This window comes from Vogesella indigofera (genome assembly GCF_028548395.1).
Lineage (GTDB): Bacteria > Pseudomonadota > Gammaproteobacteria > Burkholderiales > Chromobacteriaceae > Vogesella > Vogesella indigofera_A.
This window is the reverse complement of sequence record NZ_JAQQLA010000007.1, coordinates 80644-104482: the sequence shown is the minus strand read 5'-3', so window position 1 is coordinate 104482 and position 23839 is coordinate 80644. Positions and strand designations below refer to the sequence as shown.

20 protein-coding genes and 4 tRNA genes are annotated in these 23839 nt (G+C 62.9%); 13 read left to right on the top strand and 11 right to left on the bottom strand.

Annotated elements, in window-relative coordinates; translation table 11 throughout:
- Nucleotides 1-4: 4 nt before the first annotated feature.
- Genes PQU89_RS12615 through PQU89_RS12600 form a run of 4 tightly spaced genes read right to left on the bottom strand, consistent with a single transcriptional unit; the run spans nucleotide 5 to nucleotide 2912 of the window.
- Nucleotides 5-937, bottom strand: a complete 933-nt coding sequence (locus tag PQU89_RS12615; protein WP_272766148.1) for a S49 family peptidase — start codon at nucleotides 935-937, stop codon at nucleotides 5-7.
- A gap of 39 nt (nucleotides 938-976) precedes the next feature.
- Nucleotides 977-1339 (bottom strand): Rieske (2Fe-2S) protein, encoded by a 363-nt coding sequence (locus PQU89_RS12610; RefSeq protein WP_272766147.1) that lies wholly within the window; start codon nucleotides 1337-1339, stop codon nucleotides 977-979.
- Nucleotides 1315-1974 carry an HAD-IA family hydrolase gene (locus PQU89_RS12605; RefSeq protein ID WP_272766146.1) on the bottom strand — a complete coding sequence of 220 codons (660 nt, stop codon included), beginning with the start codon at nucleotides 1972-1974 and terminating at the stop codon, nucleotides 1315-1317. The genes PQU89_RS12610 and PQU89_RS12605 overlap by 25 nt, the downstream gene beginning before the upstream one ends.
- Nucleotides 1971-2912 (bottom strand): RluA family pseudouridine synthase, encoded by a 942-nt coding sequence (locus PQU89_RS12600; protein ID WP_272766145.1) that lies wholly within the window; start codon nucleotides 2910-2912, stop codon nucleotides 1971-1973. The genes PQU89_RS12605 and PQU89_RS12600 overlap by 4 nt, the downstream gene beginning before the upstream one ends.
- Before the next feature lie 512 nt (nucleotides 2913-3424).
- On the opposite strand from PQU89_RS12600, the gene PQU89_RS12595 reads away from it, so the two are divergent.
- The 6 genes from PQU89_RS12595 to crcB all read left to right on the top strand — a co-directional run bounded on the left by PQU89_RS12595 (nucleotide 3425) and on the right by crcB (nucleotide 7380).
- Nucleotides 3425-6331, top strand: coding sequence for an Rne/Rng family ribonuclease (locus tag PQU89_RS12595; protein ID WP_272766144.1), 2907 nt, complete (start codon nucleotides 3425-3427; stop codon nucleotides 6329-6331).
- A gap of 89 nt (nucleotides 6332-6420) precedes the next feature.
- Nucleotides 6421-6496 (top strand) — tRNA-Asn (locus PQU89_RS12590).
- A 69-nt stretch (nucleotides 6497-6565) separates the two neighbouring features.
- A tRNA-Asn gene (locus PQU89_RS12585) sits at nucleotides 6566-6641 on the top strand.
- A gap of 71 nt (nucleotides 6642-6712) precedes the next feature.
- A tRNA-Asn gene (locus tag PQU89_RS12580) sits at nucleotides 6713-6788 on the top strand.
- A gap of 68 nt (nucleotides 6789-6856) precedes the next feature.
- Nucleotides 6857-6932 (top strand) — tRNA-Asn (locus PQU89_RS12575).
- A 70-nt stretch (nucleotides 6933-7002) separates the two neighbouring features.
- A complete protein-coding gene (crcB, locus tag PQU89_RS12570; RefSeq protein WP_189354085.1) occupies nucleotides 7003-7380 on the top strand; it encodes a fluoride efflux transporter CrcB in 378 nt (125 codons plus the stop codon).
- Between the two features lie 140 nt (nucleotides 7381-7520).
- Here crcB and alaS read toward each other — a convergent pair whose 3' ends face one another.
- From alaS to recA, 3 genes are all read right to left on the bottom strand, one after another.
- On the bottom strand, nucleotides 7521-10151 hold the full coding sequence (alaS, locus tag PQU89_RS12565; protein ID WP_272766143.1) for an alanine--tRNA ligase: 2631 nt from the start codon (nucleotides 10149-10151) through the stop codon (nucleotides 7521-7523).
- A 118-nt stretch (nucleotides 10152-10269) separates the two neighbouring features.
- Complete coding sequence (gene recX / locus PQU89_RS12560; protein ID WP_272766142.1) at nucleotides 10270-10725, bottom strand: recombination regulator RecX; 456 nt, start codon at nucleotides 10723-10725, stop codon at nucleotides 10270-10272.
- The gene (gene recA / locus PQU89_RS12555; protein ID WP_272766141.1) at nucleotides 10725-11789 is read right to left on the bottom strand and encodes a recombinase RecA; all 1065 of its coding nucleotides are present in this window, start codon (nucleotides 11787-11789) and stop codon (nucleotides 10725-10727) included. Before recA ends, recX begins: the two co-directional genes overlap by 1 nt.
- 241 nt (nucleotides 11790-12030) lie before the next feature.
- Here recA and hrcA point away from each other — a divergent pair, with 241 nt between their 5' ends.
- The 5 genes from hrcA to recR all read left to right on the top strand — a co-directional run bounded on the left by hrcA (nucleotide 12031) and on the right by recR (nucleotide 17122).
- Nucleotides 12031-13047, top strand: coding sequence for a heat-inducible transcriptional repressor HrcA (gene hrcA, locus PQU89_RS12550; protein ID WP_272766140.1), 1017 nt, complete (start codon nucleotides 12031-12033; stop codon nucleotides 13045-13047).
- 47 nt (nucleotides 13048-13094) lie between these two features.
- Nucleotides 13095-14111, top strand: coding sequence for a lytic murein transglycosylase B (gene mltB, locus PQU89_RS12545; RefSeq protein ID WP_272766139.1), 1017 nt, complete (start codon nucleotides 13095-13097; stop codon nucleotides 14109-14111).
- Between the two features lie 30 nt (nucleotides 14112-14141).
- Complete coding sequence (dnaX, locus tag PQU89_RS12540) at nucleotides 14142-16103, top strand: DNA polymerase III subunit gamma/tau (protein WP_272766138.1); 1962 nt, start codon at nucleotides 14142-14144, stop codon at nucleotides 16101-16103.
- 4 nt (nucleotides 16104-16107) lie between these two features.
- On the top strand, nucleotides 16108-16446 hold the full coding sequence (locus PQU89_RS12535; protein ID WP_272758333.1) for a YbaB/EbfC family nucleoid-associated protein: 339 nt from the start codon (nucleotides 16108-16110) through the stop codon (nucleotides 16444-16446).
- A gap of 76 nt (nucleotides 16447-16522) precedes the next feature.
- The gene (gene recR, locus PQU89_RS12530; protein WP_272758334.1) at nucleotides 16523-17122 is read left to right on the top strand and encodes a recombination mediator RecR; all 600 of its coding nucleotides are present in this window, start codon (nucleotides 16523-16525) and stop codon (nucleotides 17120-17122) included.
- A 62-nt stretch (nucleotides 17123-17184) separates the two neighbouring features.
- On the opposite strand, the gene dapE is transcribed toward recR, so the two are convergent.
- The 4 genes from dapE to PQU89_RS12510 form a co-directional block, all read right to left on the bottom strand.
- A complete protein-coding gene (dapE, locus tag PQU89_RS12525; protein WP_272766137.1) occupies nucleotides 17185-18312 on the bottom strand; it encodes a succinyl-diaminopimelate desuccinylase in 1128 nt (375 codons plus the stop codon).
- Nucleotides 18309-18659 (bottom strand): ArsC family reductase, encoded by a 351-nt coding sequence (locus tag PQU89_RS12520; protein ID WP_255908337.1) that lies wholly within the window; start codon nucleotides 18657-18659, stop codon nucleotides 18309-18311. The genes dapE and PQU89_RS12520 overlap by 4 nt, the downstream gene beginning before the upstream one ends.
- Nucleotides 18660-18684: 25 nt before the next feature.
- Nucleotides 18685-19806, bottom strand: coding sequence for a PilT/PilU family type 4a pilus ATPase (locus PQU89_RS12515; protein WP_272766136.1), 1122 nt, complete (start codon nucleotides 19804-19806; stop codon nucleotides 18685-18687).
- A gap of 127 nt (nucleotides 19807-19933) precedes the next feature.
- On the bottom strand, nucleotides 19934-21592 hold the full coding sequence (locus PQU89_RS12510; RefSeq protein WP_272766135.1) for a long-chain-fatty-acid--CoA ligase: 1659 nt from the start codon (nucleotides 21590-21592) through the stop codon (nucleotides 19934-19936).
- A gap of 276 nt (nucleotides 21593-21868) precedes the next feature.
- Here PQU89_RS12510 and rimP point away from each other — a divergent pair, with 276 nt between their 5' ends.
- Nucleotides 21869-22297: a ribosome maturation factor RimP gene (gene rimP, locus PQU89_RS12505; RefSeq protein WP_272766134.1), complete on the top strand. Its 429-nt coding sequence runs from the start codon at nucleotides 21869-21871 to the stop codon at nucleotides 22295-22297.
- Nucleotides 22298-22351: 54 nt separating this feature from the next.
- Entirely contained in the window at nucleotides 22352-23830 is a 1479-nt protein-coding gene (nusA, locus tag PQU89_RS12500; RefSeq protein ID WP_272758339.1) for a transcription termination factor NusA, read from the top strand.
- Nucleotides 23831-23839 lie beyond the last annotated feature (9 nt).

The following is a 23839-nucleotide window of genomic DNA, read 5'->3' as shown; positions in this document are numbered from 1 at the left end:
GAGATCAGAAAAGGCGGGTGTCGAACAGCGCACGGATGCCGCCGGCAAAGCTGACGCCGATGCGCTTGGCAAAAAAGTTGCCGAGGCCGTCGCTGGGGGTAAAGTCGACCAGCTCTTCGGCCTGGATCTGCTCGCGGGCCACCGAGCTGACCGAACCCAGGTCATCTGCCAGCCCCAGCGCGATGCTGCTGCTGCCCAGCCACACCCGGCCGCTGAAGACTTCGGCGTCGGCCTTCAGCCGGTTGCCGCGCCCCTGTTTCACTACCGCGATGAACTGCTGGTGAATTTCGTCGAGCAGCGACTGGTGGATGGCCTGCTGCTGCGGATCACGCGGCGAGAACGGGTCGTTCATCGCCTTGTTGCTGCCGGCGGTGGTCAGCCGGCGCTCGATACCGAGCTTCTCGATCGCCTTGTCGAAGCCGAAGCCGTCCGACACCACGCCGATGGAGCCGATGATGCTGGCCTTGTCGACGTGAATCTTGTCGGCGGCGGCGGCGATGTAGTAGCAGCCGGAGGCACACACTTCTTCCACCACTAAGTGCAGCGGAATGGTGGGGTGCAGCTTTTTCAGACGGCGGATTTCGTCATTGGCGATGCCGGACAGCACCGGGCTGCCGCCGGGACTGTTGGCGCGGATGATGATGCCCTTGGTATTGCGATCGTTGTAGGCGTGCTCCAGTCCTTCCAGCAGCCGGCCGCTGGCATTGTTTTCGCTGTCGATGGCGCCGTCCAGCGAGATAACCGCGGTGTGCTTGCCGCCCAGCGTGCCGCTGTCCTGTTCGTCCTGCCAGAAAAACAGTGCCAGCAGCGTGCCGATCAGCAGCAGCCACACCAGGCGGAAGAAGGTCTTCCACTGGCGGGTGCGTTTCTGTTCCAGCAGTGCCGCGCCAGCCAGCTTTTCAATCAGCTGGCGCTCCCATTTGGGTTCTTGCTCCATGCTTGCCTCAATCTTCCGCAACGTTGGCCGCAAGGCGCATCAGGCGCCGTCGGCTTGCGGCAAATAGTATATCCGACCCTCGCGCTCGGCGATCGCGAGCGACTGCAACGATAGTCCGCGGCAGGGGCCGGCAACGCAGTAGCCGTTGTCCGGCAGGTACAGCGCGCCGTGCATGCTGCAGATCAGGTAGTCGCCGTCGCCGTCAAAGAAGCGGCCTTCCTGCCAGTCCAGCTCCACCGGTACGTGACGGCAGCGGTTGAGGTAGCCGTATACCACGCCGCCATGACGAATGACAAATGCGGCGGCCGTTTCGCCGTGCTGCCGGAACTCGAAGCGCACGCCGTTGCCGCCGTCCTGCAGGGCGTCGGCGTCGCAGATCAGCTGCGCTGCTGGATCAGCCATTGCTGCAGATCGTCAAAGACGTCGAAAATCGCCAGCGGTTCGCAATCGAGCAGGTCTTCCACCGGATGCGCGCCGTAGCTGACGCCGACGCTGAGGGTGGCGGCGTTGAGCGCCATCTGCAGGTCGTGGGTGGTATCGCCGACCATCAGCGTGCGCTCCGGTGCGACACCCAGCTGCGCGGTGATGTCCAGCAGCATCTGCGGATGAGGCTTGGAGTGGCACTCGTCGACGGTACGGGTGGTGAGGAAGTGTGGTGCCAGGCCGGTGACGCTCAGCGCACGGTCCAGGCCAACACGGCTCTTGCCGGTGGCCACCGCCAGCAGGTAGCCGGTGGCTTCCAGTGCGGCCAACCCTTCGGCCACGCCATCGAACAGCTCGATGGTCTCGTCGCCGGCCAGATAGTGGTGGCGGTAGGCCTGCACCATGTCCTGGTAGCGCGGCTCCGGCAGGCCCGGGCACACCACGCGCATGGCGTCGACCAGACCGAGGCCGATCACGTGGCTGGCGCGCTCGCGCGGCGGGATCGGCAGGCCGAGGTCCTGGCAGGCGGCCTGGATGGAGCGGGTGATGTGGGCGGTGGAATCCATCAGGGTTCCGTCCCAGTCGAACACGATCAGATCGAAACGGGTAGTCATGATTGGGGCAGGGTATCCAGAAAGCGGGTCAGTTCGGGCGGCAGCGGTGCCTGCAGTTGCAGCTCCTCGCCTGTGAGCGGGTGTGGCAGCACCAGGTTGGCCGCATGCAGGAACATGCGCTTCAGGCCGTGGCGTTGCAGCTCGCGGTTGGCGCTGAAATCGCCGTATTTTTCGTCGCCGGCAATCGGGCAGCCGTTGGCCTGCATGTGCACGCGAATCTGGTGGGTGCGGCCGGTACGCAGCAGCGCCTCCAGCAGGGTGAAGTCGCGGTAGCGTTGCTGCACCGTGAAAATGGTGTGCGCGTAGATGCCGAGCGTCTCGTCGACGCGCACCATGCGCTCGCCGCTCGGGGTGTGGAAGCGGTGCAGCGGCAGCTTCACGTGGCGGATATTGTCCGGCCACTGTCCCAGCGCCAGCGCGAAGTAGCGCTTTTGTGGCACGTCGTTGCGGATCATTTCGTGCAGCTTGACCAGCGCCGAGCGCTTCTTGGCGATCATCAGCAGGCCGGAGGTTTCGCGGTCGAGGCGGTGCACCAGCTCCAGGTAGCGCGCATCCGGACGCGCCTTGCGCAATTGCTCGATGACGCCGAACGACACGCCGCTGCCGCCGTGCACGGCCACGCCGGCCGGCTTGTTGATCACCAGCAGCGCATCATCCTCGTACACGATCGGGAAATTGGCGCCGGGTACCACCTGGCCGTCGGTCGCCTTGGCGGCGAGGCGGATCGGCGGAATGCGCAGTTCGTCGCCTTGCTGCAGGCGCTGCATCGCGTCGGCACGGCCCTTGTTCACGCGGATCTCGCCGGAGCGGATGATGCGGTAAATATGGCTTTTCGGCACGCCCTTGAGCAGGCGGGTCAGGTAGTTGTCCAGGCGCTGATCGGCACCGTTTTCGTCGACGGTGATGAATGTAACGGAATCTTTGCGAATGTCAGTCATATTGCTTATACTCCGTTGGCTCCTTCGCCTGAAATAGTGCGATGTGTAGCACACCGGAAATGGGTCGCAGACAATACTGCCTGTGGCGCTGCTGCGCAACAAAAACCGGCCGGCAGGACATTGGTCCTGACCTGACGCCGGTTGTACCGGGCGCAGCCATGGTTATCTCGCTCACCCCGAAGTAGCGATGTTAATGCATTTAGATGCATGACGCACTCACGCAAGTTTCCCGTTTCGGGGCGATAAGGCCCGCACCGAAGCTTTGCAGCAAAATTTGACCCGACGTGGCCACCCGATTTTGCCGATCCTGCCACCAAGGCAGGGTGGGTTTGGTAAGCGCCGAAGCATGGCGCAGCAGGGGCCGCGTGTAGAACAAGAAGTTGGCTTAATCCGATCGTAGTTCAGTTGCTCTTTACTCCGACACTTCTTAACGGCATGCGCTCATTACACTCATTGAGCCGTCAAATACTTGCTGTACCCCTAGCGTGAGTGCACGCGTAGGGACATGATTAATGAAACGCATGCTTTTTAATGCGACACAGGCAGAAGAACTGCGTGTCGCCATCGTTGATGGGCAAAAGCTCATCGACCTCGATATCGAAACCGTCGGTAAAGAACAGCGCAAGGGCAACATCTACAAGGGCACCATCACCCGGATCGAGCCATCGCTGGAGGCGTGTTTTGTCGACTACGGCACCGACCGTCACGGTTTCCTGCCGTTCAAGGAAGTTTCCCGCAGCTATTTCCAGCAGCACGAAGGCGGTCGTCCGCGTATCCAGGACGTGCTGCGTGAAGGCATGCAGGTTGTCGTGCAAGTCGAAAAGGACGAGCGTGGCAACAAGGGTGCCGCGCTGACCACCTACGTCAGCCTGGCTGGCCGCTATGTGGTGCTGATGCCGAATAACCCGCGTGGTGGTGGCGTGTCGCGCCGCATCGAGGGTGAAGAGCGTCAGGAGCTGAAAGACCTGCTGTCGCAGCTGGAAGTGCCGGGCGGCATGAGCCTGATCGCGCGCACTGCTGGTATCGGCCGTTCGCTGGAAGAGCTGCAGTGGGACCTCAACTACCTGCTGCAACTGTGGCGTGCCGTTGACAGCGCCGCCGGTGCCCAGTCCGCGCCGTTCCTGATTCTGCAGGAAGGCAGCCTGGTGATTCGCGCCATCCGCGACTACTACCAGCCTGACATCGGCGAAATCCTGATCGATACCGAAGAAATCTACGAACAGGCCCGCCAGTTCATGAGCCACGTGATGCCCAACAACGTTGGCCGCGTGAAGCTGTACAAGGACCCGGTGCCGCTGTTCTCGCGCTTCCAGATCGAACACCAGATCGAAACCGCGTTCTCGCGCGCTGTGACCCTGCCGTCCGGCGGTGCCATCGTCATCGATCACACCGAAGCGCTGGTTTCGGTCGACGTCAACTCGGCGCGCGCCACCAAGGGTTCCGACATCGAGGACACCGCGTTCCGTACCAACCTGGAAGCGGCGGAAGAAATCGCCCGCCAGCTGCGCCTGCGCGACCTGGGTGGCCTGATCGTGATCGATTTCATCGACATGGAAAGCCAGAAAAACCAGCGTGACGTGGAAAACCGTCTGCGTGACGTGCTGAAGCACGACCGCGCTCGCGTGCAGATGGGCAAGCTGTCGCGTTTCGGCCTGCTGGAACTGTCGCGTCAGCGTCTGCAGCCTAGTCTGGGTGAAACCAGTCACGAAGCCTGCCCGCGCTGCCACGGTATCGGCTTCATCCGTGGTATCGAATCCTCCGCGCTGCACATCCTGCGCATCATTCAGGAAGAGGCGATGAAGGAAAACACCGGCGCGGTGCACGCGCAGGTGCCGGTCGATGTGGCCACTTTCCTGCTCAACGAGAAGCGTGCCGAAATCTACTCCATCGAAGCGCGTCTGGATGTGGCCGTGGTGCTGATTCCTAACCTGCACCTGGAAACCCCGCACTACAAGATCGTACGCGTACGCCACGACGATCTGGCGGAAGTGGGCGATGCGCCGAGCTATCAGCGCGTCGAAATGCCGGAAGAAGACACCTCGCACCCGTTCGGCCAGGAAAAGCCGAAAGTGGAGCGCCAGGAAGCCGCGGTCAAGGGCGTGACCCCGGCGCAGCCGGCACCACAGGCCGCCGAACCGGTTGCCCCGGTGGCTGTCGCCCCGGTGGTAGTCGCCGAGCCGGGTCTGCTGGCCCGGGTGGTCGGCTGGTTCAAGTCGGTGCTGTCGCCGGAGCCGCAGGTGAGCGAAGCCAAGCCGGTGGTCGAAGAGAAGCGTCCGCAGCGTGAAGCGCGCAATCCGCGCCAGCGTAACGGCGAGCGTCGTAGCAATGGCCGCCGCGAGCGGGAAGAGCGCGCACCGGGCGAAGGCCGTGCCGAACGTCAGGAACGCCAGCCACGCAACGACAATCGTCGCAATGAAGTGCGTGAAGAAGGTCAGGCGCCGGCCCGTGCAGAGCGTGCGCCACGCCGCGAGCGTGAGCCGCGTGAGCCGCGCGATAACGCAAATGCAATGGTGGCGCGCAGCGATGCCGCTGCTGATGGCGCGGTGAAAGAGCAGCGTGACAATCAGCGTAACGACCGTCGCCGTGAACGAGAGCAGCAGCGTGTCGCCAAGGAACAGCAAGTGGTGCAGGCGCCGGAGCTGGAAACCGAGCAGCCAGCGGTGGATGCCGTGGTGGCGGATGCGGTGGTAACAGAGGCAGTGGTTGCGCCGGAGCAGGGCGAGCGCGAAGCGCGCGAGCCACGTGAACGTCGTCGTCGTCGCAGCCGTCGTGATCGTCGTGATGACACGGCGGTGGCCGGTGAAGCCGGCGCCGAAGTGACGGCCGAACAGCAGGCGACCGAGGTGGTAGCCGATGCCGCTGTAGTGGCCGAGGCTGCGCCAGTGGCCGCCGAGGAAGTGGCACAGCCGGTTGCTGCGGTTGAGGTGGCGGAAGCCGAAGTTGTCGAAGCCGTTGTGGTGGCAACCGCCGAGCCGGTGGCGCCGGAACTGGTTACCGCCGCGGTGGTAGAGCCTGCGCTTGACGAGGTCGTGGTGGTGGCGCCTGTGGCCGAGATCCAGCCCGAGCCTGCGGTCAACGTTGTGGCAGTGGCGGAAGTGGTGTCCGAGCCGGTGGAGGAAGTGCCTGCCGAGCTCGTTACCGAAGTCGTTACCGAAGCAGCTGCGGTCGAGGAAGTGCTGGCCCCGGTAGCAGAGGTAGTGGTCGAGCCGACGCCAGTAGTGGTGGCCGACGCCGCTGCGGCAGCCGGTCTGGTGATGGTGACTACACGTGCCGCCAGCGAGCTGCCGGAAGTGGTGCAGCCAGAGCCGGTGCTGAAGGGCAAGCGTCGTCGCGAAGTGGTACGCCAGGCTGAAGACGGCGAAGCGCCTGTCGAGCTGGTACAGGTGCAGACTCAAGCCCCGGCTAGCCCGGACGCCTAAGTTGATGCGGACGTCAAGCCCGGAAAATTCATTTTTCGGGCTTGACGAATCGGCGATCGCTGTCTAAACTGCGCACCTCTTTAGGCAATTCCCTGATAGCTCAGTCGGTAGAGCGACGGACTGTTAATCCGCAGGTCCCTGGTTCGAGTCCAGGTCGGGGAGCCACCAACACCCAGTGCAGCAAGCCAGCGATGTAATGTCGGCTTGATGTCAGCAGTAATTAAGTTTGAATGTTCCCTGATAGCTCAGTCGGTAGAGCGACGGACTGTTAATCCGCAGGTCCCTGGTTCGAGTCCAGGTCGGGGAGCCACCAACACCCAGTGCAGCAAGCCAGCCGATGTGATGTCTGGCTTGATGTCAGCAGTAATTAAGTTTGAATGTTCCCTGATAGCTCAGTCGGTAGAGCGACGGACTGTTAATCCGCAGGTCCCTGGTTCGAGTCCAGGTCGGGGAGCCAGCAATACCCAAAGCAGCAAGCCCGTGATGTAATGTCTGGCTTGATGTCAGCAGTAACAAGTTTGATGTTCCCTGATAGCTCAGTCGGTAGAGCGACGGACTGTTAATCCGCAGGTCCCTGGTTCGAGTCCAGGTCGGGGAGCCAGCCAAATCAAAAACCCGCCTTCCGGCGGGTTTTTTGTTTAGCATGTGGCAGCGGCAATGGAGAAAACGGCATGATCAAGTCGGTAGTGGCGATTGCCAGTGGGGCGGTGTTGGGCGCCTTGCTGCGCTGGAGCTTTGCGGCGCAACTCAACCGCCTGTTTCCGGCCATTCCGCCGGGTACCGTGGTTGCCAACTGGCTGGGCGCGTATCTGGTGGGGCTGATCGCCGGCCTGTTCGTGGCCAATCCGCACTGGCTGCCGGAGTGGCGGCTGTTCATCCTTACCGGTTTTCTCGGTGCACTGACCACGTTTTCCACCTTCTCACTGGAGGTGGTGTCCTTGCTGCAGCTGCAGCGCTATGGCACCGCACTGCTGGCGGTGTCATTGCACCTGTTTGGCTCGCTGCTGCTGACCATTGCCGGCTTCGCCACCGCGCGCTGGCTGGGGTAGGGCGCAGGGCGCGAGTTCGCCGCAGCCTGTTACCGTCGCACTGGTGCCAGCATGATCTCTAACCCGCATCATGCTGGTGGCGATAGCACATGAAAAAGCCCACCTTGGAAGGTGGGCTTTTTGTTTGCTGCTGGCGTGACTTACTTGGTGGCCAGCCAGTCCTTGGCACTGGCGATGGCTGCGCTCAGGTTTTCCGGTTGGGTGCCGCCGGCCTGGGCCATGTCCGGACGGCCACCACCCTTGCCACCAACCTGCTGTGCCAGATGGTTGACCAGCTCGCCGGCCTTGAAGCGGCCGGTTAGGTCTTTGGTGACGCCGGCGATCAGCGCTACCTTGCCGTCAGCTTTGCTGCCCAGTGCAATCACGGCGGAGCCGAGTTTGTCCTTCAGCTTGTCGAGCAGGTCGCGCAGTGCGGCACTGTCGGCGCCGTCCAGCTCGGCGGCCAGCAGCTTGATGCCGTTTACCTCGATGGCCTGTTCCGCCAGGCTGTCACCGGCGGAGGCGGCCAGCTTGCCCTTGGCCGCGGCCAGCTCCTTCTCCAGTGCCTTTAGTTCGCTTTGCAGCGCGCCGATCTTGCTGAGTATCTCATCGCTGGTCTGCGCCTTGAGGTTGGCCGCAGCGCTCTTCAGCAGGCTGTCCTGGGCCTGTACATAGGCGACCGCGCCTTCGCCGGTCACCGCTTCGATGCGGCGCACACCGGCCGCGACGCCGCCTTCGGCCACGATCTTGAAGAAGCCGATGTCGCCGGTGCGGCCAACGTGGGTGCCGCCGCACAGTTCGGCGGAGAAGTCGCCCATCTGCAGTACGCGCACTTCATCGCCATATTTCTCACCGAACAGCGCCATGGCGCCGGCACGGATGGCGTCGTCGTAGCCCATCAGGCTGGCCTTGACTTCGTGGTTGGCCGCCACCACGTGGTTGACCACGCGTTCGATCTCGGCGATCTCTTCGGCGCTCAGCGGCTGGCCATGGGCGAAGTCGAAACGGGTGCGTTCGGCGTTGACCAGCGAGCCTTTCTGCGCAACGTGGCTACCCAGTACCTTGCGCAGCGCGGCGTGCAGCAGGTGTGTGGCCGAGTGATTGCGCGCGGTGGCCAGACGCTTGTGCAGGTCGATGGTGGCCTGCACGGTGTCACCTACAAACAAGATGCCGCGGGCCAGGCGGCCGGTGTGGCCGAATACCGCCGACTTGATCTTCTGGGTGTCGTTGACATCGAACAGGGCGCTTACGCCGCCAGCGATGGAAATCTCGCCGACGTCACCCACCTGACCGCCACCCTCGGCGTAGAACGCGGTGTTGTCCAGCACCACGATACCCTCGTCACCAGCATTTAACATTTCGACTGGTTGAGTGCCTTGATATAGCGCGATCACCCTGGCATCGACACTGTGTTTGCTGTAGCCGTGGAAGCTGGTATCGGCGCCATCGTAGCTGACGTTGCCGGCGACCTTGAAGGCGGATGCGGCGCGGGCGCGGCTGCGCTGTTCTTCCATCGCACGCTCGAAACCGGCCATGTCGACCTCGATGTGGCGCTCGCGGCAGATGTCGGCGGTCAGGTCGACCGGGAAGCCGAAGGTGTCGTACAGCTTGAACACGGTGTCGCCGTCCATCGCGGTCTTGCCGCCGGCAAGCGCAGCATCGACCAGCGCCATGCCGGTTTCCAGTGTTTCGGCAAACTTGATTTCTTCCTGGCGTAGCGTGTCCTCGATCACCGCCTGTTTCTGGCGCAGCTCGGGGTAGGCGTCACCCATCTCGGCCACCAGGTCGGCGACGATCTTGTGGAAGAACAGGCCTTTCTGGCCCAGCTTGTAGCCGTGGCGGATGGCGCGGCGCGCGATGCGGCGCAGCACGTAGCCGCGACCGTCGCTGGACGGCAGGATGCCGTCGGCGATCATGAACGAGCAGGCGCGGATGTGGTCGGCGATCACTTTCAGCGACGGCACGCTCTGGCTGTATTCGATGCCGGTTTCGCGCGCGGCGGCGCGCACCAGGCAGGCGAGGGCGTCGGTTTCGTAGTTGGAGTGTACGCCCTGCAGCACGGTGGACAGGCGTTCCAGACCCATGCCGGTATCCACCGATGGTTTCGGCAGCGGGTGCAGGGTGCCGCTCTCGTCGCGGTTGAACTGCATGAACACGTTGTTCCAGATTTCCATGAAGCGGTCGCCGTCTTCGTCCGGGCTGCCCGGTGGGCCGCCGGCGACTTCTTCGCCGTGGTCATAGAAAATCTCGGTACAAGGGCCACACGGGCCGGTGTCGCCCATGGTCCAGAAGTTGTCGGACGCGTACGGCGCGCCCTTGTTGTCGCCGATGCGGATGATCTTGTCCGCCGGCAGGCCGACGGTTTTGTGCCAGATGTCGTAGGCTTCGTCGTCGCTGGCGTAGACGGTCACCATCAGCTTGTCTTTCGGCAGCGCCAGCCATTGCTCGCCGGTGAGGAATTCCCAGGCGTAGGTGATGGCGTCCTGCTTGAAGTAGTCGCCGAAGCTGAAGTTACCCAGCATCTCGAAGAAGGTGTGGTGACGCGCGGTGTAGCCGACGTTTTCCAGGTCGTTGTGTTTGCCGCCGGCGCGTAGGCACTTCTGGCTGGTGGTGGCGCGGGTGTAGTCGCGCTTTTCGAAGCCGAGGAACAGGTCCTTGAACTGCACCATGCCGGCCACGGTGAACATCAGGGTCGGGTCGTTGCCGGGAATCAGGCTGCTGGAGGCAACCACCTGATGGTTTTTCGAGGCAAAGAAGTCGAGGAACTTCTGGCGGATTTCAGCTGTTTTCATGGTGATTGGTCAGTATCTTCAGTGAATTCGGGTTGCGGCCAACCTTGCGGTGGCGCGGTGCAAAAAGCGATGCCCGATTGTGGCAAGCGTGGCCGGTGCTGGCAAGTGCCGCTGCCGCTCATTCGTCGTCAATGTCACGGCTGGCGCCGCGCAGGATGCGTTGGATGATGTCCATGGTAAAGCCGCGGCTGGCGAGAAAGCGCATCTGCTTCAGCCGCTCCTGCTGGTCGGCCGGTGGGCGGCCGAACTTGCGCTGCCAGATGGCACGCGCGGTCGCCAGATCGTCCTGCTGCGCCAGCGCGGACTGGATGGTGTCGCGGTCGATGCCGCGTTCGCGCATTTCCTGCGCCAGGCGGCGGCTGCCGTAACGTTGGCTGCGGCTATTGGCAAAGGCTTCGGCAAAGCGGCTGTCCGATTGCCAGTGATCGGCCGCCAGCTGCTCCAGCAGCGCGTCGACTTCTGCTTCGCTGTCGGCAAACGGCGCGAGCCGCCGCTTCAGTTCCAGCCGCGAGTACTCGCGGCGGGACAGAAGATCGACGGCTCGCGCCTTCAGACTTTTTTCAGTGCCGGCCATCAGGCATCAAAGGTGTCGTCGAGCAGCTCTTCTTCGTCTGCTGAGTCATCCTTGTTGGCCACGGTCTGTACGCCGACGGTTTCGCGGATCTTGCGCTCGATTTCCTTGGCGATTTCCGGATTGTCCTTCAGCCACTGGCGGGTATTGTCCTTGCCCTGGCCGATCTTCTGGCCGTTGTAGGCGTACCAGGCGCCGGACTTGCTGATGAAGTCGTGCTCGACACCCATGTCGATGATTTCGCCTTCGCGCGAGATGCCTTCGCCGTAGAAGATATCGAACACCGCCTGCTTGAACGGTGGGGACACCTTGTTCTTCACGACCTTGACGCGGGTCTCGTTGCCGATGACCTCTTCGCCCTTCTTGATGCCGCCGATGCGGCGGATGTCCATGCGCACCGAGGCGTAGAACTTCAGCGCGTTACCGCCGGTGGTGGTTTCCGGGCTGCCGAACATCACACCGATCTTCATGCGGATCTGGTTGATGAAGATCACCAGCGTGTTGGTGCGCTTGATGTTGCCGGTCAGCTTGCGCAGTGCCTGTGACATCAGACGCGCCTGCAGGCCAACGTGGCTGTCGCCCATTTCGCCTTCGATTTCCGCCTTCGGCACCAGTGCCGCCACCGAGTCGACCACGATGATGTCGACGCCGCCGGAGCGCACCAGCATGTCGCAGATTTCCAGTGCCTGTTCGCCGGTATCCGGCTGCGAGATCAGCATCTCGTCGACCTTGACGCCCAGCTTTTGCGCGTAGGACGGGTCGAGCGCGTTTTCCGCGTCGATGTAGGCGCAGGTGCCGCCCAGCTTCTGCGCCTCGGCGACCACTTGCAGGCACAGTGTGGTCTTGCCGGACGATTCCGGACCGTAGATTTCCACCACGCGGCCACGCGGCAAGCCACCAACGCCCAAGGCGAGGTCAAGGCCGAGAGAACCGGTACTGATCACCTGCAGGTTTTCATGCACCTGGTTGTCGCTCATGCGCATGATCGAGCCTTTGCCGAACTGCTTTTCGATCTGGGCCAGTGCTGCGCTCAGGGCCTTGCTCTTGTCTTCGGAACGCTCCGCCATGCTTGCTCCATTCATTCAACGGTGTGGTGTAAGGGATTAGGTTTGATTATGTACGTTTTCATCTGGCGTGCCAAATAAAAGCGACAGGCAACGATGCGTGCGCGCCACAAGGGCAGGGGCGCGCGGGATATCAAGCGCAGGATTATCGCACAAAACCCCCGGAGGCCAAGCTTGCTTCTGGCATAGCCGGCGGCGCAAGTAATGCTTTTGGCGGCAAGCCAAGCTGTGCCAGAATGGCTGCATGTTGAATGAACGTACGCAACGCCTGCTCAAGGTGCTGGTCGAGCGCTATATTGCCGACGGCCAGCCGGTCGCCTCGAAAACGTTGGCCGCAGTCTCCGGTCTGGAACTGTCGCCGGCCTCCATCCGCAACATGCTGGCGGACCTGGAGGCGATGGGCCTGATTGCGTCGCCGCATACCTCGGCCGGACGGGTGCCGACGCAGCGCGGCTACCGCCTGTTCGTCGATCGCCTGATCACCATCCAGCCGCTGGCGGCGCCGATGGTGCAGGAGCTGCGCCACAACCTGCAGCCGGATAGCCCGCAGCGCGTGCTGCAGGCGGCGTCGCAGATGCTGTCGGAGCTGACCCAGTTTGCCGGCGTGGTGATGACGCCGCAGCGCCCGGACGGCGCCTTCCGCCAGATCGAGTTTTTGCGCCTGTCCGAGCGGCGGGTGCTATTGATCCTGGTGACGCTGGAAGGTGATGTGCGCAACCACCTGTTCAACACCCCGCGCGATTACAGCGGCAGCGAGCTGATCGAGGCCGCCAATTTCCTCAACCAGCACTACGCCGGCCAGGCGCTGGCCGGGGTGGTCGACCGCATGGAGCAGGAGCTGACCTGCCTGCAGGGCGACATCTCCGGACTGATGACGGAGGCGATCCGTTTCGGCCGCGAGAGCCTGAGCGGCGACGAGGTGATGGTGTCCGGCGAGGGCAAGCTGCTGTGCGCCAACGACTTCGGCGGCGACCTGCAGCGGCTGCGCGAGCTGTTCGACACCTTCCAGCGCAAGACCGAGCTGCTGCAGCTGCTGGAGCAGAGCCGGCAGGCGCCGGGGGTGAACCTGTTCATCGGCGACGAGTCTGGCGTGGTGACGCTGGACGACTGCAGCGTGGTGATCGCGCCGTACCGGATGGGCGGCCAGGTGGTTGGCACCCTCGGCGTGGTCGGTCCGACGCGCATGGCTTACGAGCGGGTGATCCCCATCGTCGACATCACCGCGCGGCTGGTCTCCAGCGCACTCAATTTCAACGACTAGAATTCAATCACCGGCCGCCTTGCGGCCAACCTTTTGACGGATCCGCCATGTCTTTTCTGCCCAAGATGCTGTTGTCCCTGCTGGCGCTGTGCGCCGCGCTGGCCCGTGCCGATGCCGCCTTTCTGGCGCGCCAGGACGTGCAGCGCTACATCGACGAACAGGTCGCCGCCGGTGCGCTGACGCGGCCGGAGCTGGAGGCGGTGTTCGCCAATGTCGAACTCAAGCCGAACATCATCAACATCATGGACCGCCCGTCTACTGCGCGGCCGTGGTACCAGTTCCGTCCCAATTTCTACAGCGAGCGGCTGATGGGCGAGGGCGTGGCGTTCTGGCAGGCCAACGAGGACGCGCTGCGCCGCGCCGAGCAGCAATACCATGTCGCGCCGGAAATGATCGTCGCCATCATTGGCATCGAGACCCGCTACGGCGGCAACACCGGCAGCTTTCGCCTGGCCGATGCGTTGTCCACGCTGGCCTTCGACTATCCGCGCCGCGCCGCGTTCTTCCGCGACGAGCTGACCGAGCTGCTGCTGCTGGCGCGCAGCGAGAACGTCAACGCCTTGTCGCTGAAGGGCAGCTACGCCGGGGCGATGGGGCTGCCGCAGTTCATGCCGTCCAGCTTCCGCAAGTGGGCGGTGGATTTCGACGGTGACGGCCATCGCGATATCTGGAGCAACCGCGTTGACGCCATCGGCAGCGTCGGTAACTACTTCCAGCTGCACGGCTGGCTGGGTGGCGACGACGTGGTGGTGCCGGCCGAGGTGGCACCGGGCGAGGCGCTGGACAAGTTGCTGGCCGACAAATTCAACCTGCACTACAGCGTGGCCGAGCTGAAGGCGCTGGGGGTGTCGCCGCAGGCGCCGGTGCGTGACGACGCCAAGGCGGTGCTGTTCGCGCTGGAGGTGGCGCCGGGCGAGGTGCGCTACTGGCTGGGGCTCAATAATTTCTACACCATCACCCGCTACAACAAGAGCATGCTGTACGCGATGGTGGCGCACGAGCTGGCGCAGGAAATCCGCAACCGCTACCTGGCGACGCGTTTTGCCGCCACGCCTGCTCCCTGAATCGGGCGCAAACTGCTAGAATCGCCCGCCATGACCTATCAAGTTCTCGCCCGCAAATGGCGCCCCAAACGCTTCGCCGATCTGGTCGGCCAGGAACACGTGGTGCGCGCGCTCAGCAATGCGCTGAAAGAATCGCGCCTGCACCACGCCTACCTGCTGACCGGTACCCGCGGCGTGGGCAAGACCACCATTGCCCGCATCCTGGCCAAGAGCCTGAACTGCGAGACCGGCACCACCGCCGAGCCGTGCGGTGTGTGCCAGGCCTGCACCCAGATTGATGCCGGTCGCTTTGTCGACCTGCTGGAAATAGACGCCGCATCCAATACCGGCATCGACAACATCCGCGAAGTGCTGGAAAACGCGCAGTACACGCCGACCATGGGCCGTTTCAAGGTCTACATCATCGACGAAGTGCACATGCTGTCCAAGAGTGCCTTCAACGCGATGCTGAAGACGCTGGAAGAGCCGCCAGCACACGTCAAGTTCATCCTCGCCACCACCGACCCGCAAAAAGTGCCGGTCACGGTGCTGTCGCGCTGCCTGCAGTTCAGCCTGCGCAACATGACGCCGCAGCAGGTGGCAGGTCATCTGGCGCACGTGCTGGACACCGAGGGCGTGAGCTTCGAGGCACCGGCGCTGGCGCTGCTGGGCCGCGCCGCCGCCGGCTCGATGCGCGATGCGCTGTCGCTGCTGGATCAGGCCATCGCCTACGGTGTCGGCGACGTGCGCGAAGACGGCGTGCGTGCGATGCTGGGCGCGGTCGACCAGCGCTACCTGTTTGCCCTGCTGGAGGCGCTGGCCGATGCCGACGGCGCGCGCCTGATGCAGGAAGTGGAAGCGCTGGTGGCGCGCGGTATCGGTTTCGACAGCGCGCTGGCGGAGCTGGCGATGCTGCTGCACCAGCTGGCATTGGCGCAGACGGTGCCGGACGCCATCGCCGCCGACGAGCCGGAGCGCGACGCGCTGTTTGCCCTCGCGCAGCGCCTAGGCGCCGAGGACGTACAGCTTTACTACCAGATCGCGCTGCATGGCCGTCGCGATCTGGCGCTGGCGCCGGACGAACACGCCGGCTTCAGCATGACCATGCTGCGCATGCTGGCCTTCCATCCGGCACAGGGTGGCGCCGACGTGGCGCCGCGTGCCGCTGCGCAGAACCGCCCGGCACCGGGCGCGCCACAGCCTGTGGCCAACCTTGCGCCGGCAACGGCGGCGCCATCGCCGGCGCGCGCGCTGCTGGCCAATATCGGCGGCAAGTCGGCGGTGACGCCTGCCGCCGCCGCCGAGCCGCTGCCGGCGGCAGAAACGGAACCCGAGCCCGCCCCTGCGGCGACGCCGGCCGTCGCGCCGCCAGCGGCTGATGTCACGCCACCCCCACCACCGGCCGATCTGGCGCCGTGGCACGAGGCGCCGGTGGCAGAGCCAGCGGCAGTAAGCGTAGCGAGCGCGCCAACGGTGACGGTGGCCGATGAGGCTGACGCGGCCGATACGGTCGACGAAGAGATGGTCGAGCTGCCGGCAGCCGGCGACGCCGACGGCGAACTGGCCGAGTACGCGCTGTTGCAGGCGGAAGCCGACGCCACACTGGCGCAGCCGGCGGTCATAGTCTTCGATGGCGACTGGTCGGCGCTGATCGGCCAGCTGGGGGCCAGGATGGGCGCCGCGCGCATGCTGGCGCAGAACGCCGCGCTGAAACAGTGGGACGGCGAGGTGTTCCACCTTGCTGTGCCGGAGGCGTTCCGCAATATGGCGGGCCGCGATTTTCAGGACAAACTACGCACGGTGCTGGGCGAGCATCTGGGCCGTGCGGTACAGATCAGCGTGTCGATCGAGACGCTGGATGTGGAAACCCCGGCGATGCGGGACGCCCGCTTCAAGCGCGAGCAGCTGGCCGAGGCCAGGCTGATCATGCAAAACGATAAGGTGGTACAGCAACTCGTGCAGGAAATGGGCGCGACCTTGCTGGCCGAGACGATACAACCCGTTCAGGAGTAAGACGATGTTTGGTAAAGCCGGAATCGCGGGTCTGATGAAACAGGCCCAGCAAATGCAGGAAAACATGAAAAAGGCGCAGGAAGAACTGGCCAAGGTCGAGATCGAGGGCCAGTCCGGCGCCGGTCTGGTCAAGGTGGTGATGACCTGCAGCCACGACGTGAAGCGCGTCAGCATCGACGACAGCCTGCTGGAAGATGCCAAGGAAGACAAGGAAATGCTGGAAGACCTGATCGCGGCGGCCTTCAACGACGCCAGCCGCAAGGCCGATGCGCTGTCGCAGGAGCGCATGTCCGGCTTTACCGCCGGCATGAACCTGCCGGCCGGGATGAAACTACCGTTCTGAGTCATGCCCCGACAAAGGTTGGCCGCAAGCCGTGCGTGCTTGCGGCCAACCTTTTTTGTGATCAACAGGTCCTGTCATGAAAAATCCACCGTCCCTCGATCAACTGATCGCCGCGCTGAAAGTGCTGCCCGGCGTCGGCCCCAAGTCGGCGCAGCGCATGGCCTTTCATCTGCTGCAACGCGACAAGGCCGGCGCCGACAAGCTGGCGCGGGCGCTGGATCGGGCGCTGCTCAATCTGCGCCACTGCGAGCGCTGCCACACCTTCAGCGAGACGCCGCTGTGCAATGTCTGCGCCGATGACAAGCGCCGGCAGGAAGTGCTGTGCGTGGTGGAGATGCCGGCCGACCTGCTGATGCTGGAGCAGACCCGCTGTTACGACGGCCTCTACTTCGTGCTGATGGGACGGTTGTCGCCGATGGACGGGGTCGGTCCCAAGGACATCGACCTGGAGCGGCTGATCGCGCGCGCCTGTGACGGCGTGGTGACCGAGGTGATCGTGGCCACCAACTTCACCGCCGAAGGCGAGGTCACCGCGCACCTGATCGCGGAAATGCTGAAGGCGCAGGGGCTGAAGGTGACGCGCATCGCGCGCGGCATGCCGGTCGGCGGCGAGCTGGAGTATGTCGATCCGGGTACGCTGGCGCAGGCGATGTACGAGCGGCGCACGTTGAGCTGAATGCTTGTCGGCCATGAAAAAGCCGCCCGGTCCGGGCGGCTTTTTTGCGGCCGATCTTGTGCTCAATCCAGCAGCTTGTGCAGGGTTTTCTCGTACACCTGCGATAGTGGCTCGATGTCGTCGACGCTGACGCACTCGTTCAGCTTGTGGATGCTGGCGTTGATGGGGCCGAACTCCACCAGCTCGCGCGCGATGCGCTTGATGAAGCGGCCGTCGGAGGTGCCGCCGGTGGTGTTCAGCTCCGGCTCCACGCCGGAAACCTCGTGGATCGCGCTGCTGATGGCGTCGGTCAGTGCGCCCGGTGCGGTCAGGAACGGGTTGCCGGACAGCAGCCAGTGTAACTCGTAGGCCAGGCCGTGCTGGTCCAGGATCTGGTGCACGCGGTCCTTCAGCGTCTCCGCGGTGTGCTCGGTGGAGAAGCGGAAGTTGAACTTGATGTCGCAGCTGCCGGGAATGATGTTGGTGGCACCGGTGCCGGCGTGGATGTTGGAAATCTGCCAGCTGGTCGGCGGGAAGTATTCGTTGCCGTGATCCCACACCTCGGTGGCCAGCGCCGCCAGTGCCGGCGCCGCCAGGTGCACCGGGTTCTTGGCCAGGTGCGGGTAGGCGATATGGCCCTGGATGCCGTGTACGATCAGGTGGCCGGACAGCGAGCCGCGGCGGCCGTTCTTGATGGTGTCGCCGAACTGCTGCGACGAGGTCGGTTCGCCGACGATGCAGTAGTCGATCACGTCGCCGCGTGCTTCCAGCGCATCCACCACGCGCACGGTGCCGTCGGTGGCGATGCCTTCCTCGTCGGAGGTGATCAGGAAGGCGAGGGTGCCCTTGTGCTGCGGGTTGGCCGCGACAAAGCGTTCGCTGGCGGTGATGAAGGCAGCCAGCGACGCCTTCATGTCGGCCGCGCCGCGGCCGAACAGGTGGCCGTTGCGGATCACCGGCTGGAACGGGTGGCTGTCCCACTGGTCGACCGGGCCGGTGGGCACCACGTCGGTGTGGCCGGCAAAGCACAGTAGTGGTGCGCCGTGGCCGCGATGGGCCCAGAAGTTGCTGACGTCACCGAACGGCATGCGCTCGATGGTGAAGCCGAGGTCTTCCAGGCGGGCGATCATCAGTTCCTGACAGCCTTCGTCGCGCGGGGTGATCGAGTCCAGGGCGATCAGGGTCCGGGTCAGTTCCAGGGTTGCGCTCATTTGCCGAATGCCTCCTGATAGTCGGCTTCCTTGAAGCCGAGGTGCAGCTTGCCGTTGTGCTCCAGCACCGGGCGCTTGATCAGCGACGGCTTGCAGATCAGCAGGTCGATAGCGCTGGCCGGGATGGTCGCCAGTGCCTTTTCGGCCTCGCTGAGCGCGCGCCAGGTGGTGCCCTTGCGGTTGATCACCTGTTCGAGGCCGAGGCTGTCTATCCATTGCGCCAGCTTGTCGGCGGCGATGCCCTGTTTCTTGAAGTCGTGGAAGGCGTAGTCAATGCCCTGCGCGCTGAGCCATTGGCGGGCTTTTTTGACGGTGTCGCAGTTGGGAATGCCGTAAAGGGTAATCATGGTGGGTGTAATCGTCGGCTGTGGTTCAGTGGGATAGGGTAAAGCCGGCAAAGCTTTCGCCGTCTTCCGGCTTGCTGTCTTCCGGCTTGCTGTTGTCGTGGTTGATCAGCCAGTACAGGTTGGTCGGCGAGTCGGCGTTGTGCAGTGCTTCTTCCAGCGAGATCAGGCCATCCTTGTACAGGCGGAACAGCGACTGTTCGAAAGTCTGCGCGCCCTCGGTCATGCTGGCCTCGATGGCCTCCTTGATCTTGTCGATCTCGCCGTTGCGGATCAGGTCGGCAATGTGCGAGGTGTTGATCAGCACCTCCAGCGCCGGGCGGCGTTTGCCGTCGCTGGCGGGGATCAGGCGTTGTGAGATCACCGCCTTCAGCGCGGCCGACAGGTCCATCAGCAGCGCGCTGCGGTTTTCCAGCGGGAAGAAGCTGATGATGCGGTTCAGCGCGTGGTAGCTGTTGTTGCCGTGCAGGGTGGAGATGCACAGGTGGCCGGATTGGGCGTAGTTGATGGCGTGGGTCAGCGTTTCGGCGTCGCGGATCTCGCCGATCATCAGCACGTCCGGCGCCTCGCGCATCGCGCTTTTCAGCGCGTTCTGGTAGCTGTGGGTGTCGACGCCGATTTCGCGCTGATTCACCAGCGAGCGCTTGTGTTCGAAGATGAATTCGATGGGGTCTTCCACCGTCAGGATGTGGCCGGTCTGCGTCTGATTGCGCTGTTCGATCATCGCCGCCACCGTCGAGCTCTTGCCGGAGCCGGTGGCGCCGACGACAAAGATCAGGCCGCGCTTGAGCGAGGTCAGCTCCCTCAGCGTTTCCGGCAGGTTGAGCTGACCCAGCGACGGGATCTTCGGTGCGATGTAACGGATGACGATGCCGATGCTGCCGCGCTGGCGGAAGATATTGACGCGGTAGTTGCCCAACTCGTCTACCGCGGTACCGAAGTTCATCTCCAGCTCGCGTTCGAATTCGTCGATCTGCTCCGGGCTCATCAGGCTGTGGGCGAGGCGTTGCACGTTTTCCGCGCTCAGCGGCTTGTCGTTGACCGGCAGGGTATGGCCGTCGATCTTGATTTGCGGTGGGGCGCCGCAGCTGAAAAACAGGTCGCTGGCCTTCTTGTCGGCCATCAGTTTCAGGAACGGGAGCATGAGCATGGTTGCAGGTTGCCTTGTGGTCGCCTCGGGTGGCGCTAGTCTAGCCCGAATGGGGGCTGGCTGTAGAGAGCTTGGCCATGAAAAAACCCGCCGAGGCGGCGGGTTGTTGGTGACAGGTGCGAAGGTGTCAGGCGCGCAGCGCGCGGCGCAGGATCTTGCCGACATTGGTTTTTGGCAGTTCGTTGCGGAACTCGACCGCCTTCGGCACCTTGTAGCCGGTCAGGTTGGTCTTGCAGTGCTCGATGATGTCCTTCTCGTTCAGGCTCATGTCCTTGCGCACCACGAAGACCTTGACCACTTCGCCGGACTTGTCGTCGGGGACGCCGACGCAGGCCACTTCCAGTACTCCCGGGTGCATGGCCACCACGTCTTCGATTTCATTCGGGTACACGTTGAAGCCGGACACCAGGATCATGTCCTTCTTGCGGTCGACCAGCTTCACGAAGCCGTCGTCGGTAATCACGGCGACGTCGCCGGTGGCGAGGAAGCCCTGGCTGTCGATGACCTTGGCGGTCTCGTCAGGGCGGTTCCAGTAGCCTTTCATCACCTGCGGGCCGCGAATGCACAGCTCGCCAGCCTCGCCGCGCGCCACCGGCTTGCCGTCGTTGTCACGCAGTTCGATCTCGGTGGACGGGACCGGCACGCCGATGGTGCCGTTGTATTCCTTCAGATCCAGCGGATTGATGCAGGCAGCGGGGCTGGTTTCGGTCAGGCCGTAGGCTTCGATCAGCGGTGTGCCGGTGACCTGTTTCCACTTTTCCGCCACCGCCTTCTGTACCGCCATGCCGCCGCCCAGTGCCAAGCGCCAGGTGGAGAAGTCGACGGTTTTGAACTCCGGGTGGTTGAGCAGTGCGTTGAACAGGGTGTTGACCCCGGTCATCGCGGTGACCTTGTACTTCTTCAGCTCCTTGATGAAGCCGGGGATGTCGCGCGGGTTGGTGATCAGCACGTTGAGTGCCCCCAGCTCGGTGAACACCATCAGGTTCGCGGTCAGCGAGAAGATGTGATACAGCGGCAAGGCGGTGATGATGATTTCCTGCCCTTCGCGTACCACCGGCTTCACCCATTCGCCGGCCTGCAGCATGTTGGCGACGATGTTCTTGTGCAGCAGCATCGCACCCTTGGCGACGCCGGTGGTGCCGCCGGTGTACTGCAGGAAGGCGATGTCGTCATGACCGAGGGCAACCTTGCACAGCGGCTGCTTGCTGCCCAGTGCCAGGGTGTCGTTAAAGCGGGTGTGACCCGGCAAATTCCACGGCGGCACCATCTTCTTGATCTTGCGCACCACGAAATTGACGATCAGCGACTTGGGGAAGCCGAGCATGTCGCCGATGGCGGCAACCACCACGTTTTTCACCGGAGTGCGCGCAATCACGTCCTCCAGCACGCCGGCGAAATTCTCCAGGATGACGATGGTTTCGACGCCGGCATCCTTGAGCTGGTGCTCCAGCTCGCGCGGGGTGTACAGTGGGTTGACGTTGACCACGGTGCAGCCGGCGCGCAGGATGCCGAACACCGCCACCGGATACTGCAGCAGGTTGGGCATCATGATGGCGACGCGGGCGCCCTTGGCCAGTTGCAGGGTGTTTTGCAGATAGGAGGCAAAATTGGCCGACAGGGTGTCCAGCTCGCCGTAGCTCAGAATCTTGTCCATGCACGCCATGGCCGGGCGGTCGCGGAATTTGTTGACGCTGCGCTCAAAAACCTCGACGACCGACTGGAATTCGTCGATGTCGATCTCGTGGGCAACACCGGCTTGGTAGTTTTTTAGCCAGATTTTTTCCATAACGTGTGGCTTCTCCATCGTGCTGTTTATGCGATGCCGCAGCCGAGCCCCTCGGTGCGGTGTGTTGTATCTATCTTTTTTAGCATTATCCAAAGCTGTATTCCAAACGATCGTTCGGAATCATTGCAAATGTACAGGATGTCACTACAAGTGCAAAGCGCGGGCTCTGGCGTGCACTTGGTGCATTGGTTTTCATCTGTCGTGAAATCAGGTATAATCGCGCCATTTTAAGGGATGGGCGGTTCGCCCATTTTTCATTTCTGGAATCGAATGCCCATGGATGTACGTTTGCTGCTTGAGAATACGCTGCCCGGTCTGGGGTATGAACTGGTTGATTTTGAATTGACCCCCGGTGGTGGTTTCCGCGTATTCATCGACAAGCCGGGCGGCATTACGGTCGAGGATTGTGTCAGCACCAGTAATCACCTGACACGTCTGTTCATGGTTGAAAACATCGACTATGACCGACTGGAAGTGTCCTCGCCGGGTCTTGATCGCCCCTTGAAAAAGGAGGCGGATTATGTGCGCTTCCAGGGGAGTCTGGCCAAGGTAAGAACCCGTTTGCCGGTCGAGCAGCAGAAGCGTTTCTTGGGCCGTATCGCGGGCATCCAGGACAGCGTCTTGCAGCTTCAGCTCGAAGATGGTCGCACTGTGGCCATTCCCCTGTCCAATATCGACAAAGCCAGGCTGGAGCCTGAGTTCTGATCGGGCAGGATGTTGGCCGCATATATAAGGTAAAGAAGAAATTCGGAGGGTTGGATGAGTCGTGAAATCTTGTTGCTGGTGGATGCACTGGCAAGTGAAAAGAACGTCAGCCGTGAAGTGGTATTCGGTGCGCTGGAACTGGCCCTGGCCTCGGCGACCAAGAAGAAGTTCAATGAAGATGAGCTGGATATTCGTGTCGAGATCGACCGTCATACCGGTCAGTACCATACTTTCCGTCGCTGGACCGTGGTCGATGCCGAAGCGCTGGAATTCGAAGATCGCGAACTGAGCCTGGAAGAGGCGCGCGAGCGTGACCCTGCCATCGAGCTGCATGGCGTGATCGAAGAACCGATGGAAGCGGTCGAGTTCGGCCGTATCGGCGCCCAGGCCGCCAAGCAGGTCATCCTGCAGAAAATCCGTGATGCCGAGCGCGAGCAGCTGCTGAGCGAATTCCTGCAGCGCCGCGAGAGCATCGTGGTCGGTACCATCAAGCGTATCGAGCGCGGCAATGCCATCGTCGAGTGCGGTCGTCTGGAAGCGGTGCTGCCGCGTGACCAGATGATCCCCAAGGAAAACCTGCGTGTTGGTGACCGCGTCAAGGCCTACCTGATGCGTGTTGATCGTCAGGGCCGTGGCCCACAGCTGATCCTGTCGCGTACCGCACGCGAATTCCTGGTTCAGCTGTTCGAGCTGGAAGTGCCGGAAATCGAAGAAGGCACGCTGGAAATCAAGGAAGCTGCACGTGATCCTGGCCTGCGCGCCAAGATGGCGGTGAAATCCAACGATGCGCGTCTTGATCCGCAGGGTACCTGCATCGGCATGCGCGGTTCGCGCGTGCAGGCGGTGACCCAGGAACTGGCGGGCGAGCGTATCGACATCGTGCTGTGGTCGCCGGATCCTGCCCAGTTCGTCATCAATGCCTTGTCGCCTGCCGAAGTCAATCGCATCATGATTGACGAAGACAACCACAATATGGACGTGGTGGTGGAAGAAGAGCAGCTGGCACTGGCCATCGGCCGTAGCGGCCAGAACGTGAAACTGGCTGCCGAACTGACCGGCTGGGGTCTGAATATCCTGACCGTGACCGAAGCGGAAGAAAAGCATCTGGAAGAAGATGCCAAGCTGCGCGAACACTTCATCCAGCATCTTGGTGTCGATGAAGACATGGCCAACCTGCTGGTGCAGGAAGGTTTTGCTACGCTGGAAGAAGTGGCGTATGTGCCAGTGGCGGAAATGCTGGAAATCGAAGGTTTCGACGATGCGCTGGTGAATGAACTGCGCAGCCGGGCCCGCGATGCCATCCTGACCCTGGCCATTGCCTCGGAAGAAAAAGTGGAAGAAGTGGCCGACGAGCTCAAGGATCTGGAAGGTATGGATGCCGAGCTCTTGCGCAAGCTGGCCGAAAACGGCGTGACTAACCGTGACGACCTGGCCGATCTCGCCGTTGACGATCTGGTCGACATGACCGGCATGGAGTCCGAGGCTGCCCGCGCCTTGATTATGAAGGCTCGTGAGCACTGGTTTGACCAGTAAGGCCCGGAA

Coding starts and splice junctions, on each gene's coding strand:
- dnaX (WP_272766138.1), top strand. CDS start 14,142: ATGACCTATCAAGTTCTCGCCCGCAAATGGCGCCCCAAACGCTTCGCC.
- PQU89_RS12615 (WP_272766148.1), bottom strand. CDS start 937: ATGGAGCAAGAACCCAAATGGGAGCGCCAGCTGATTGAAAAGCTGGCT.
- dapE (WP_272766137.1), bottom strand. CDS start 18,312: ATGAGCGCAACCCTGGAACTGACCCGGACCCTGATCGCCCTGGACTCG.
- alaS (WP_272766143.1), bottom strand. CDS start 10,151: ATGAAAACAGCTGAAATCCGCCAGAAGTTCCTCGACTTCTTTGCCTCG.
- PQU89_RS12515 (WP_272766136.1), bottom strand. CDS start 19,806: ATGCTCATGCTCCCGTTCCTGAAACTGATGGCCGACAAGAAGGCCAGC.
- PQU89_RS12595 (WP_272766144.1), top strand. CDS start 3,425: ATGAAACGCATGCTTTTTAATGCGACACAGGCAGAAGAACTGCGTGTC.
- PQU89_RS12520 (WP_255908337.1), bottom strand. CDS start 18,659: ATGATTACCCTTTACGGCATTCCCAACTGCGACACCGTCAAAAAAGCC.
- nusA (WP_272758339.1), top strand. CDS start 22,352: ATGAGTCGTGAAATCTTGTTGCTGGTGGATGCACTGGCAAGTGAAAAG.
- rimP (WP_272766134.1), top strand. CDS start 21,869: ATGGATGTACGTTTGCTGCTTGAGAATACGCTGCCCGGTCTGGGGTAT.
- recX (WP_272766142.1), bottom strand. CDS start 10,725: ATGGCCGGCACTGAAAAAAGTCTGAAGGCGCGAGCCGTCGATCTTCTG.
- PQU89_RS12535 (WP_272758333.1), top strand. CDS start 16,108: ATGTTTGGTAAAGCCGGAATCGCGGGTCTGATGAAACAGGCCCAGCAA.
- crcB (WP_189354085.1), top strand. CDS start 7,003: ATGATCAAGTCGGTAGTGGCGATTGCCAGTGGGGCGGTGTTGGGCGCC.
- PQU89_RS12610 (WP_272766147.1), bottom strand. CDS start 1,339: ATGGCTGATCCAGCAGCGCAGCTGATCTGCGACGCCGACGCCCTGCAG.
- PQU89_RS12600 (WP_272766145.1), bottom strand. CDS start 2,912: ATGACTGACATTCGCAAAGATTCCGTTACATTCATCACCGTCGACGAA.
- recR (WP_272758334.1), top strand. CDS start 16,523: ATGAAAAATCCACCGTCCCTCGATCAACTGATCGCCGCGCTGAAAGTG.
- PQU89_RS12605 (WP_272766146.1), bottom strand. CDS start 1,974: ATGACTACCCGTTTCGATCTGATCGTGTTCGACTGGGACGGAACCCTG.
- hrcA (WP_272766140.1), top strand. CDS start 12,031: ATGTTGAATGAACGTACGCAACGCCTGCTCAAGGTGCTGGTCGAGCGC.
- recA (WP_272766141.1), bottom strand. CDS start 11,789: ATGGCGGAGCGTTCCGAAGACAAGAGCAAGGCCCTGAGCGCAGCACTG.
- PQU89_RS12510 (WP_272766135.1), bottom strand. CDS start 21,592: ATGGAAAAAATCTGGCTAAAAAACTACCAAGCCGGTGTTGCCCACGAG.
- mltB (WP_272766139.1), top strand. CDS start 13,095: ATGTCTTTTCTGCCCAAGATGCTGTTGTCCCTGCTGGCGCTGTGCGCC.